Source organism: Mammaliicoccus sp. N-M50, assembly GCF_022386995.1.
Classification (GTDB): Bacteria; Bacillota; Bacilli; order Staphylococcales; family Staphylococcaceae; genus Mammaliicoccus; species Mammaliicoccus sciuri_A.
On the sequence record NZ_JAJNJA010000002.1, the window covers coordinates 447441 to 461291 of the forward strand.

The window sequence follows — 13851 nt, forward strand, 5'->3', positions numbered from 1 at the left end:
GGACTAGATTTAATATCTCTTGGCTTAAGTTGGGCGTTAAGCCATGACTTGAGTGATCTCTTGGCTTAAGTTGGGCGTTAAGCCATGACTTGAGTGATCTCTTGGCTTAATTTGGACATTAAGCCATGACATCGGCTATCTCTTGGCTTAAGTAGGACGTTAAGCCATGACATCGGCTATCTCTTGGCTTAAGTAGATCGTTAAGCCATGACTTTGCTGATCTCTTGGCTTAATTAGAGCGTTAAGCCATGACTTTGCTGATCTCTTGGCTTAATTAGAGCGTTAAGCCATGACTTGAGCTATCTCTTGGCTTAAGTAGGACGTTAAGCCATGACTTTGCTGATCTCTTGGCTTAAGTAGGTCGTTAAGCCATGACTTGTACTATTTCTCGACTATTCACCATAGTTATCCAACATATTAGACTAGAGATATTCATTACAAGCACCACCCAACCCCCACAAAAAAACTGGCAACGCATCTTCTAAAGATTTGTTGCCAGTCTTCTTATTATTCATCATTGTATGAAGGTTCTTAGTTAAATATATTAATTTAGTATTACCAAAGTTTGCCTTCTCCTAATCCTTTGGCTCCTGGTGCTGGATCTGTGAACATTTGTCCGATAGGGACTGTATATGCGATTAAGATAAGCAATACTGTCACGATGATTAAGAATCTCCAGTTCTCAACAAATTTAATGACTGGTTGTTCTTCGTCCAATGCTTCTGATACTGGATATTCTTCTTCGCCTTTAGGTGATAAGAAGGCTAAGTGTATAAACACCATTACGACTAATATTATAGAAATAAATAAAATTGTTCCCCCAACTGCTTGTAGTACTTGATATGGTATCCATTCAGCAGCTTGTTTAGCACCGCCATATTCTGAATATGTTGATCTTCTTGGTGCACCTTTTACTAATCCAACATAGTGCATTGCGCCACTCATAATTGTCATACCGATCGCCCAAGTATAACCTTGCATAAGTGCTAATTTATTTGTGAATTTAGTTAGTTTTCTACCTGTACAATGAGGTATTAACCAGTACATAATTCCAAAGAATGTCATGATGACCGCTGAAGCGATTGTTAAATGGAAGTGTCCAGTTACCCAAATTGTATTGTGAATTAATCCGTTCATTTGTGCAGATGCGTTTACTAATCCACCTGCGCCACCTGGGATAAAGGCTAACATACCTAAGAATGGTAATACGAATCTTGCGTCATTCCATGGTAAAGATTTAAACCATGTAAACAATCCTTTATAGCCTTTAGAACGACCGTAATTTTCAAATGTTGCAAACAAACTAAATGCTGTCATCAATGAAGGAATGACAACCATAAACGTTAATACAACTTGTAAGTATTTCCATGTATCATCAATACCTGGTTCAACTAATTGGTGATGTATCCCAACAGGAATACTGAAGAATAAGAATAGCATAAATGACATTCTTGCTAAATTGTCTGAGAATGCTTTTGCACCAATAATTTTCGGGATAATTGCATACCAACACATATAAGCTGGTAATAACCAAAAATAAACAAGTGCATGACCAAAATACCAAAATAATGTTCTACTTAATGTTACGTCTACTCTTTCAACTAAACCTAATGACCAAGGAATTAATTGAAGAAGTACTGTTGCAGCAACACCTAATGAACATACAATCCACATTACCCCGTTAATTGCTACCATGTAGCTCAGTAGGGGAGATTTCTTACCTGGATTCTTCTTCTTAAACTCTACATATTTTAAAATTTGTCCAACTGTAGAAATCCAGCTACCTACAACAACAAGCGCCATACCAATATAGAAAATAGCATGTGCTTTTAATGGTGCATAAAAAGTATATAAAACAGTGGCTTTGTTTAATAGAACCATTGTTGCTGCCATGAGCGTACCAATAATCATTACCCAAAATCCAACCCAACCGAACTTTCTTTGTACAGACGTTAAATGTCCAGATGTCTTAGCTACTGCAGAAAATTGAAAGCCTAAGATAAAGAAAGTTGTCAGTACCAATGCTAATACGATACCGTGCACTGTTAAGATTTGATAATAAGAAATTTGTTTAGGTAATTGTAAATATCCTGATCTTACTAATGTTTGTAACAAACCTGCTAATCCCCCAAGGACTAAACAACCAATAGCTACATACATATGCGCCATTACAAGTCTGCTATCATTCTTATTTAATCGTGTTATCATTTTTTATCCACAACCTTTATCATCGACTTCATATCTGCATGTCCGATACCACAATATTCATTACAGATGATTAAATATTCGCGTTTCTCATTGAATGTCTTGTAATATTCACTAATATGTCCAGGTTCTAACATCATGTTGACGTTTGTGCCTGGTAAACTAAATCCATGCAAAGTATCTTTACTTGTCGCAATGATTTTTACTTTTGAACCTTTAGGAATTTCGACTTTACCCGGCTGATAATTGAAAGCTGAAGCAAGAATAACTAATTCATAGTCATAATCTTTGCCGCTAACTTTGTGTAAACCTGGTTTGTTGAAAGGTTCGATTTGATCGACTTTATCAGGATTAACATAGTCTCTACCAGAAGCGGCTGGCGTATGTCCATTATGCAAACCTGTAATCATCAAAATTGTTAAGAAAATGACTAATGAGCTAATGCCGACTTTTAGCCATAACTTTTCGTATTTATGCACAGATTTCACCCCTTAAATTCTTACTAAAAATAAAATAAAACAAATTACCCATAATACTGCAAAGATGCCTCCCAATGTGAAGACTGAATACAGTGTGCCTCTTAAATCCAGATCATCATGAGAGTGGTCATCAGTCTTCTTGTTTAGGTCATTATTTTGGACTGTCATTTTATTCATCCTTTCTTATATTCTCTTCATTATTTATAATAGAATAGAGATTAAAAAATTAATGTGATGTAAATCACACTATTTAAATTATTTGTGTAAAAATAAAGGGGAATTAAAATGGATCGTAATCAAGCATCATTAGATTTACTTTATAAATTAAAAAAAGAAATCGAAAAGTCATCTAACCAACCATTAATTAAACAAATCAATGAAATGATTAAAAAAATATATAACGAACAATATACAGTGAGTTTTGTCGGACATTTTTCAGCAGGGAAATCTACATTAATTAACAATGTTATCGGACAAAATATATTACCAAGTTCTCCTGTTCCTACAACCAGTAACACAGCGCAACTGATTTCTTCAGACAAAAACAGCATTTCCGTTAATTTAAACAACAATCAATATACAGTCGTAGATAATCAAGAAGATGTTAAAAGGCTTAATACTGAAGATAGAGAAGTGGAATCTATTGAAATTGAATTTACATCAGATAAATTCAATAAAGGCTTTACTTTCCAAGATACACCTGGTGTCGATTCAATGAGTGACAACCATAGAGAAAGTGCTTTTCAATATTTGCTGACATCTAATTATGTATTTTATACAGTCGACTATAACCATGTGCAGTCGGATATGAATTTTAATTTTATTAAATCCTTAAACAAATTAGATATTCCGGTGATATTGGTAGTCAACCAAGTCGACAAACATGACGAAGATGAAATCTCGTTTGATACTTATAAAAATCGTGTCAACAAAGCCGTTACAGATTGGAAACTGAATTTAGAGAAGATATTTTATGTTTCTAAATATGATACGCCGAACAATGAGAAGCAGTCATTTAATCAATATATCCATCAGCTTGATCAACAACGTACGGAACACCAAGTATTTATAGACCGTGTAACGAATTACATTAAACAAGAACAGCTGAAATATATTAATCAACATATGGAAACGATTCTTTCTGATATTGATTCTACTGAAGAAACATTCGATGATGATTATCAAGCTTATAAAGAAAAATTCAACGTCCAAAGTGAACAATCATTAATTCAAGATAAAGATCAATTCACTTCAAATTTAAAGGAAAAGCGCAAAGAGATTTTAGATAACGCTTATTTGATGCCTTATGAAATGCGAGAAACGATTCGACATTATTTAGAAACAACTGCTAAAGACTATAAAGTGAAAGGGCTATTTAATAAAGATAAGAAGAAAGCGATGATTCAAGATGAAACGCTTGAACAAGTGAAAGAAGCTTTAGACATCAAAATTCATGATGAAATTACGAAAGTTTGGATTAAATCATTAGAGAACTTAAACAAATACATTCAAGATGCGGACTTATTCGAGAAAATCATCAACCAGCAGTATACGATTAGTAAAGAAGAATTAAGTGGTCATGTACAAGAGCAAACATCGATTACAAATGATTACGTGTTAATTTATTCTAAAGGCATTACAGAAATGATTAATCGAAAAATACGCAATGAAACAAATCAATTAATAGAGGAAATCGTTAATTCGAGTGAAGTGCATAACGAGTCTAATGAAGAAACAAATCAATTAAATGAATATGAAACATATGTTGAATTTAAGAATTTAAAAACATCACTTATCACAAACAATTATCAACATTATTATATTCATCTTGATGAATCTATCGATAAACTAATAGATAGACATTTTATTCATATAAATGACCTTGACCTAGAAGATAAGAAAGAAACGAAACAACAATTCAAAGAAGTTCAAACGGAACATCAAGAAAATAATCTGCAACAACTTAAAGAACAAATCAATCATTTAAAGAAACTACCTTTATTTGAAGGTGAAGTTCATAATATTGAAAGCCAAGTCGAAAGAATAGAGCATAACATCACAAAGATTGCTGTATTCGGAACATTTAGTGCAGGTAAGAGTAGTTTAATTAATGCTATCTTGCAAAAGCCCGTGCTACTAAGTTCACCGAATCCAACGACAGCAAGTATTACTGAAATTAGTTACGGTACTGAACAAGAAGTGACGTTTAAGACTTATGAGCAATTATTAGAAGAAATTAATCATATAACAGAGTTCGCCAATAAACAGTACTCAACAATTGAATCGTTTATTGAAGATAAAGATATTAAACAACATCCTTCATTATCTAGTAATCATTTAGCATTCTTTGAAGCAATTGAGACGAACTTTAATCATTACAAAGATATCTTAAAAGAAGGCAAATCTGTCACCTTCGATATAGAAGAATTAGAAAAGTTAACAGCAGATGATACACATGCTGCATTTGTACACAAAATTAATTTAAGACTTGAAGAAGCATGGTTAAAAGACAAGATTATAATCGATTCACCAGGACTTAATTCAAATAACCAAAGACATACGAGAGAGACTGAACAAATTATTGCATCAAGTGACTTAATTATTTATGTAAGTTATTATAATCACGCCTTTACTGATAAAGACGGTGAGTTCTTAACTTACATGCGTGATATGAATAATTTACAACAATCACAAGGTTTGAAATTTGTTATTAACGCCATTGATTTAGCAGAATCTGAAGAAGATAAACAAGCTGTTATATCTTATGTAGAATCATCATTAGATGCATTGAACATTAAGCCAGAGTGTTATCCAGTTTCAAGTAAACAAGCACTAAAATCACATGATGACGAGTTCAAACGACTTATGGACGCGTTAGACCACTTTGTTAAAGTTGAAAGTAAGCAAGTTCTAAAGTCGCAAGTAGAATCTAGAATTAAACAACTGACGAATGAATTAGAACAAATGGTGCATACGTATAGACAAGATAAAGCACAACTTGAAAAGAGAAAATCAACTTTACTCAGTTATAAAGATAAACAGAACTTCACTAATCAAATTGTGATTAAATCACATCATCAACTTGAAAAAGAAATTCACGATCAACTGTATTACTTGAAAGACAGATTGAATATTCAACTTAATGATATCGTCAAAAAACATTTCAATACATCAACTGTAACGGATCAATTTAAACAATCTCTTCAAATGAGTACGAAATATTATGTAGATGATTTAAATCAGAAATTAAGTCTAGAAAGCTCGCTTATCGTAGAAAGATTGAAGAATTTTTATGCGAGAACATTTGATGATTTATTAACACCAACAATTGTTGAATTAAATGATGCTTCTATTTTAATCTCTAAGTTTAAACATGACTTTGAAAATGAAATCAATCCAGAACCGATTAGCATTCAAGTTCAAGATATTGCGAAACAAACGATTAGTTCAGTGAGTAAGAAAGATTTAATTAAGACATCTAAAGTAAAAGAAACGCAAAATGCAATTTTAAATGATACAATGAAGCTTATCGACCATCCAATCGTGACGTTTAATGAAGCGTTAACTAAAAATTTGGCACATTATGATACAATAGGTGAGTCGTACATCGATCAATATAATCAAGAGACGATTCAACTCATCGAAGATTACTTATCTGTAAATATCGATAATGATGTTATAGAAAAAATCGAAAACGTCTTAAAAGAGATATAAAGGAGCACAATATGAGTAACAAAATATTATTAATAGATGGTATGGCTTTATTATTTAGACATTTTTATGCAACGAGCATTCATAAACAATTTATGAGAGATTCTAAAGGGATTCCTACGAATGCTGTACAAGGATTTATTAGACATTCTTATACAGTGATCAATGACATTAAACCAACACACGTTGCCGTATGTTGGGATATGGGATCTAAGACTTTCAGAAATGATATGTTTGAAGCATATAAATCAAATAGAGTTGCACCACCTGAAGAAATGATTCCACAATTTGATAGAGCGAAAGAAATCGCTGAGAAATTAGGACTACTCAATTTAGGTATTACGAATTATGAAGCGGATGATGTTATCGGGACAATTAGTAAACGCGCTCAAGAAAAAGGACACGAAACATATGTTGTGAGTGGTGATCGTGACTTATTACAATGTATTAATACAGATGTGAATATATGGCTGACGAAAAAAGGATTCAATATTTACAATAAATATGATATTCATAAATTTAGAGAAGAATATGGTTTAGAGCCTCATCAATTAGTTGATGTTAAAGCATTTATGGGTGACACAGCTGATGGTTATCCAGGTGTTAAAGGTATCGGTGAGAAAACGGCGATTAAATTGATACAACAATATCAATCTGTTGAAAATGTTCTTGAAAACATTAATGAATTAACAGCAAGTCAACAAAAGAAAATCATCACATATCGAGATGACTTAGCTATGTCGAAACAACTTGCACAAATTCATACAGATGTACCATTAGCAACTGAAGATTTACTGAATCAAATGACATATCATCATGAAATCGAACAATCAATCGAAATCTGTAATGAACACGAATTATTCGTATCAAGTAAATATTTAACAACAAACTTCTTATAATTAAACGCAAAAAGCATATCACGCCCCGTCGTGATATGCTTTTTATTTATGTTTTAATTGTTTTCTTAAGGCAGTTTGTGCCAATTGATTCGCTTCTTTATTTTGAGCTCGTGGAATCCACTTTACAAATATTAAATCAAATTGACGTTCTAATTCTTTAAATAGCTCGAAGTAGGGTTTGAACGTAGGATTTTTGACATAATCTTTATCAATACTATCAGCTATTAATTTCGAATCTGTATAAATCAATGCATTACCAACTTCTAATTCAATTGCATGTTGAATAGAGAAGATTAATGCTTCCCATTCAGCACGATGATTATCCATTTCACCTAGATAAGATGTGAAATGATGTCTCGCATCATCCGTAATAATGACGCATGCACAACAACTTTCTCCAGGATTGCCTTTAGAAGCGGCGTCAAAATATATTTGCGGCATTTCAATCAACTCTTTCAAATTATTTACCTTCTCATCTAATTTACACGAACGATAAACAGACTTCAATAAATGGTTATAATACTTTTCATTCCGACTTAATAATTCTCCATCAAAATTGTACATAATATTGTAAGTTGTAAAAATTGTATATAAAAATTATAGAGTTTATTATAAATAGTATTTGAAACTGATATTAAAAGTGATATACTATTTCAGAACGAAATTTAATTTTGTTCATATCTTATGTGTGAATAATTATAACGAAAGGAGAGTTAATTACGCACGACCATTCACATATTAATAGTGTGCACTTCACTCATATATCTGAGATTCATTAATAGAATATATACTGAACACATTACTAATGAGATAGAGACAAAATAGTAACGGGGGAACTCAGCCATGAGTAAAGTTGCCTTTTATGAAATTTTATAGTAAAGGGGCTTGCTAATGGATAAGCAACGGAAATTACAGAAATTTAGTATCCGTAAGTACACAGTAGGAACGTGTTCGATACTAATCGGTACGCTTATATTCTTAGGCTTACCAACTCATGATGCATTTGCATCGGAAAATGTAATTCAAAAACATGCACAAGAAGAAAAAGCAGAAGACAATTCAACAGATCCAGTTGATGAAGCATCTGCAATAGAAGAATCATCAAATGTAGAAGGAACTAAAGAAATCGGTACAGCTGAAACACCAGCAGAACAACCAAAAGAAGAAGCAATTACCGAAGCACCTACAGTTGATGAAACAACACAAGATACAACAACTAACGAAGAAACAACAACAGAAGATAAATCAACTACAGAAACAGCATCAACAGAAGAAGCAACTCAAGTTGATACAGTAGCACCAGAAGCTGCTAAAGTTGAAACTGTAGAAAAAGCAGAACAACCAAAAGCTGAATCAATCGAAGTAGCTAAAGAAGAAACAAGTATTGAAGAAACAGCAGAAACTACAGCTCCAACAAGTAATACCGAAGATGTAGTACAACCATCAAGTGTTGAAGAAACACCTGCAGTAGATACACCAACAGTTGAAGCAACAGTTACAAATACAATTTCTGATGTAGATGCAAACAGCGTATCATCCAAATCACTTGAAGATATCGTTAACAACCAAAACAAAGACAAAGTTGAAGCAACAACATTAGAACAACCTTCAAGACAAGCACCTAGAACAGGTGAAAATTACAGCAGCGTATTTAGAGCAGCAGTGTTACAAACGCGAAATGTTAGTAATTATAACCAATTATTAGCTGCACTCAACGATAGAAATGTAGGGAAAATTGTATTTAATAATGATATTACTATGCCTAACCCAACTAAAAATATTTTCGGCGTAAAAAATGATTCTCAAAAACTTAATCTAAATGCTGCTAGAGCAGTTACTATCGATTTAAATAAGCATTTATTTGATACTGCCAAGAATTATTTTGAAATGGATACGAATGGTAAAAACCAACCAGGTTGGAATATCACATTTAGTAATGGCCATATTAATACACAAGATAATCGACCAGGTAGTGGTAGAAGACCAAGAGGACTTATTCAATACGGTTCAAATAGTCATAACCAAATTATTAATTTTAGAGATATAAGTCATACTGGCGTCACATTAGTAAACGATGAAAATCTAAAAGTTAATATTTCCGGTGAATTTACAAGTCATCAGACAGGGAAATTAGGTGCTAATGAAAATTTAACTATTGCAGCCAATGAAATAAGAATTAGTAACGGTAGTACTATTAACATGACTATGACAGGTGAAGGTAAAGTCTTCAAACTTTATACAACTCGTGAAGGCAACGAAAGAGATAAGCTGAAAGGTATACTTGCTTTTGGAGATAATACTAAAGTTAATATAGAAGCTTACGATCCTAAGTTCTATGACTACGGTAATAATTCACAAGATATCTTTTATGTTGAAGGCAAAGGTTCACGTATAACTTTTGGTGATAATAATAAAATCACTTTAAAAGGACAAGATATTTTTAATTTTGATTCCGAATACGCTATGGTTTCCTTTGGAGAAAATAACACTGTAAATGTTGATCAAAGAGGTAATGGTCAAATTATAAATATGCATGATAATTCGGATTTTGAATTAGGAAGAGGAACTCAATTTTTAGCTACTTCAAACGGTAAGATTAATCAAGGACGTCCAAGTCCTCGTGACAATACTTTAGTTAGATTCAAAGCAATTAGCCGCCTAATAATTAAAGAAGATGCTACTTTTAAATTAGATGCAATTAACCATTTAAGAAATGCAAATACTGGTAAGGTTCATAGTCATAATGCGCTTTTCGTAATGGAAGGATGGAGAGGCGCAGCATCTGAAATTATACTTAAAAATAACGCTACTTTTGATTTACGTACTGATAATACTGATTTTGACCACTCTGAAGTATTAGTTTTACCAAATTTATCTTCTAATGATACAAGTTTAAAAATCGAAGGTACTGCAAAATACGTGAATATTCAACGTACTGCTACAACACGTCATCCAAATAAAAATACTGCAATGATTTATGGTGATGGTAAGGCTATTATTACATGGAAAGGTGACCACCGTGTAATGACGTGGAATACTAACCACTTAAGTGATAAAAACAAAACTTATGAAAACTTAGTTAATGGCGATACTTCAAACCCTGATCATGTATGGAACAATATTAATAATTTTACAGCAAGATTATATAATCATGAACTTACTGTAGAATCACTAAGTGATCCTAAAAACCCAGATGCAAGTAGTAGAAATACACCTTTAAGTAATATCGATCGTAATACTTCAAATCATAAAAATATTTCAAGCATGAATGCTGGTGATATTACTAGATTTGTTTTAATTGGGCATGATGTAGAATTAACTTCAATTGAAGAGAGAAACACAGTATTTACAGCAATACAAGATGAATCTAAGCAAAAAGGCGAACATAATACTACTCAAGAAGGACGTGACGGACTTCGTACAAAATATACTACAAGATTAAAAAACAACGAGGGTAATGGTTATGTTACTTCTTCATATATCAGAGATAAAAATGGAAATCCTATTACACCTATTGAAAAACATGTAGAAGTAAATACACTTGAAGTAACAGAAGAAGATATAGAATTCAAGACAATTTATGAAGCTGATACTATAAAATTGACTACAGAGCCAAATGAAACAATCCAAGAAGGCATAAATGGTAAAAAGAAAGTTTCTACTGTATATAAATTGAATGAGGAAACTGGTGAGTTAATTGAAACTGTTGAAACAGCTGAAGATGGTACTCAAACAAATCCTGTTGTAACTGAAGAAACTCTTTTAGAAAAGCAAGATAAAATTATTAAAGTAGGGGCTAAAGAGGTAACAACAGAAGATATTCAGCCTACAGTTGAATATGAAGATGATCCAAATTTACCTAGTGGCATTGAAGAAGTCGCTGATGAAGGTATTCCTGGTAAGAAAACTGTTACGACTATTTATAATATTGATCCTGAAACAGGTAATAGAACTACAGTAGCAAGTACTAACGAAGAAATATCAAAAGAGCCAACTAGAAAAATTGTTAAGCGTGGTATTGGAACAAATGCTGACCTAAATACTCCTGGATACAGTGACACACCAAGAGAAACTAAACCTGGTAAGGCTGTTGATGTACCACAAAATGATGATACAGAGTTACCTGCTGGTACTAAATTCAGTATTCCTAGTGACCGCGTACCAGCTGGTTGGACGGCTACTATTAACCCAGATAATGGTAATGTAACAGCAACACCTCCAGCTGATGCAGCATCAGGTACTACTGCTGATATTCCAGTTGAAGTGACTTATCCTGATGGTACTAAAGATACTGCTACTGCTAAAGTTACAGTAGTTCCGAACGAAGCTCAGGGTAATAATCCAAACTACGGTAATGAGCCGGTTCCTACAAAACCTGGTGTAGCTAAAAATGTGCCTCAAACTGGTGATAATACTTTGCCTCCTGGTACAACTTATGAAATTCCTGAAGGTGCTAAAATTCCTGACGGTTGGACTGCTACAGTTGATCCTAATACTGGTGTTGTGACTGTTACACCTCCTGATAACTCAAGTAATGGAGATTCAGCTAATATTCCTGTAAAAGTTAAGTATCCAGATGGTTCTTCTGACGATACAACTGTTCCAATTAAAGTAGTTACAAATCAAGCTGAAGATCATACTCCAGGATACGAAGATCAAACTACTATTCCTGGTAAAACTCTTGAGGTATCACAATCTGGAGATAAAAAGTTACCATCTGGTACTAAGTTTGAAATTCCTGAAGATAGTGTTCCTGATGGTTGGATTGCTACAGTTGATCCTATTACTGGTGTAGCGACTGTTACCCCTCCTGCTAATTCTAATGGAGATGAATCAGAAAGAATTACTGTTTTAGTTAAATATCCAGATGGTACTTCTGAAGAAACTGAATTTATAGTTGAATTATCAATACCTAACAGTACAGCTTACCAGCCAACTTATGGAAAAGAACCAATTCCAGTCAAACGCGGTACAGCTACTGAGGTTTCTCTAAAAGATAATGATGCGCCAAAAGGTAGTGTATTTGAAATAGATGAAAAGAGTGTAACTAATGGTTGGACTGCTACAATTAATCCTGAAACAGGTGCTATAACTGTTACATCTCCAACAAATATACCAGGTGGAACCGTACAAGATTTTGGAGTTTTAGTTAAGTATCCAGATAGTACTTCTGAATTAATACCTGTGAAGGTGATAGTAGACGACAGCAATAGCAGCTCTGATGATAACGGAGGTTCTGATGCGAACCCTGATTCGAACAATGGTTCTGACTCTGCTGCAGACAGCAACTCAGATTCTAACTCAAACAGTGGCTCTGATATGAACTCTGATTCTAACAACGATTCTGGTTCTAACACTAACAGTAGTTCTGATTCAGACTCAAATAATTCAGGTTCTAATACAGACAGCGGCTCAGACTCTTATTCAAATAGCGGTTCTGATTCTGCTACTGATAGTTCTTCTGATTTAGACGCTAATAATTCAGGTTCTAATACAGATAGCAGCTCTGATAAAGATTCTAACTCTGCTAATGACAGCAACTCGGACTCTAACTCAAACAGTGGTTCTGATTCTGCTACTGATAGCTCTTCCGATTCAGATCCTAACAACAACTCAGGTTCTAACACTGATAGCAGCTCGGACTCTAAATCTAATAGTGGATCTGACATGAACTCTGATTCTAATAACGATTCTGGTTCAAACACTAACAGCAGTTCTGATTCTAACTCTAATAGTGGCTCTGATATGAACTCTGGTTCTAATACAGACAGCAGCTCTGATAGTCAATCTGATAAAGATTCTAACTCTGCTAATGACAGCAACTCTGATTCTAACTCTAACAGCGGTTCTGACTCTGCTACAGACAGTAACTCAGCTACTGATAGCTCTTCTGATTCAGATGCTAACAATGACTCTGGTTCTAACATTGATAGTTCTTCTGATTCAGACGCTAATAATTCAGGTTCTAACACAGACAGCAGTTCTGACAGTCAATCTGATAAAGATTCTAACTCAGCTAATGACAGCAACTCAGACTCTAACTCTAACAGTGGTTCTGACATGAACTCTGATTCTAACAACAACTCAGGTTCTGATGCAAATCCTGATTCGAACAATGGTTCTGACTCTGCTGCAGACAGTAATTCAGCTAATGATAGTTCTTCTGATTCTGAAGCTAATGGCGGTTCTGATTCTAGCTCAACTTCAGATGCTAACAGTAATTCTGATTCAGACTCTAATTCAAACAGTGGTTCTGACACAAGCTCTGACGCTAACAATAATTCAAATTCTAACACTGATAGCAGTTCTGAAAACCATTCTAACAAAAATTCTAACTCTGCTAATGACAGCAGTTCGGACTCTAATGACAACACTGGATCTGATGCAAATCCTGATTTAAATAATGGTTCTAGTTCTGCTACAGATAGCAACTCAGATAGTAACACTAACAGCGGTTCTGATAGTCAATCCGATAAAGATTCTAACTCTGATACTGACAGTAACTCAGCTACTGATAGTAGTTCTGACTCTAACAATGACTCAGGTTCTAACACTGA

6 protein-coding genes are annotated in these 13851 nt (G+C 33.7%); 3 read left to right on the forward strand and 3 right to left on the reverse strand.

Going from position 1 to position 13851, the window contains the following annotated elements; genetic code table 11:
• Positions 1-555: 555 nt before the first annotated feature.
• Together LQ622_RS05585 and LQ622_RS05590 are read right to left on the reverse strand one after the other, a co-directional pair.
• Positions 556-2208: a b(o/a)3-type cytochrome-c oxidase subunit 1 gene (locus tag LQ622_RS05585; RefSeq protein WP_126477460.1), complete on the reverse strand. Its 1653-nt coding sequence runs from the start codon at positions 2206-2208 to the stop codon at positions 556-558.
• A complete protein-coding gene (locus LQ622_RS05590; protein WP_025905838.1) occupies positions 2205-2684 on the reverse strand; it encodes a cytochrome c oxidase subunit II in 480 nt (159 codons plus the stop codon). Before LQ622_RS05590 ends, LQ622_RS05585 begins: the two co-directional genes overlap by 4 nt.
• Before the next feature lie 285 nt (positions 2685-2969).
• Here LQ622_RS05590 and LQ622_RS05595 point away from each other — a divergent pair, with 285 nt between their 5' ends.
• Both LQ622_RS05595 and LQ622_RS05600 read left to right on the forward strand, forming a co-directional pair.
• Positions 2970-6398, forward strand: coding sequence for a dynamin family protein (locus LQ622_RS05595; RefSeq protein WP_126477459.1), 3429 nt, complete (start codon positions 2970-2972; stop codon positions 6396-6398).
• 11 nt (positions 6399-6409) lie between these two features.
• Positions 6410-7294, forward strand: a complete 885-nt coding sequence (locus LQ622_RS05600; RefSeq protein ID WP_037588125.1) for a 5'-3' exonuclease — start codon at positions 6410-6412, stop codon at positions 7292-7294.
• A 42-nt stretch (positions 7295-7336) separates the two neighbouring features.
• On the opposite strand, the gene LQ622_RS05605 is transcribed toward LQ622_RS05600, so the two are convergent.
• Complete coding sequence (locus LQ622_RS05605; protein ID WP_037588660.1) at positions 7337-7735, reverse strand: ribonuclease HI family protein; 399 nt, start codon at positions 7733-7735, stop codon at positions 7337-7339.
• A 450-nt stretch (positions 7736-8185) separates the two neighbouring features.
• Here LQ622_RS05605 and LQ622_RS05610 point away from each other — a divergent pair.
• On the forward strand, positions 8186-13851 hold a 5666-nt coding region (locus LQ622_RS05610; RefSeq protein WP_239774744.1), incomplete at its 3' end, for a Rib/alpha-like domain-containing protein.

Excerpts from the sequence above, each read along its gene's own strand:
- LQ622_RS05585 (WP_126477460.1), bottom strand. The coding sequence starts at position 2,208 with ATGATAACACGATTAAATAAGAATGATAGCAGACTTGTAATGGCGCAT.
- LQ622_RS05595 (WP_126477459.1), top strand. The coding sequence starts at position 2,970 with ATGGATCGTAATCAAGCATCATTAGATTTACTTTATAAATTAAAAAAA.
- LQ622_RS05600 (WP_037588125.1), top strand. The coding sequence starts at position 6,410 with ATGAGTAACAAAATATTATTAATAGATGGTATGGCTTTATTATTTAGA.
- LQ622_RS05605 (WP_037588660.1), bottom strand. The coding sequence starts at position 7,735 with ATGCCGCAAATATATTTTGACGCCGCTTCTAAAGGCAATCCTGGAGAA.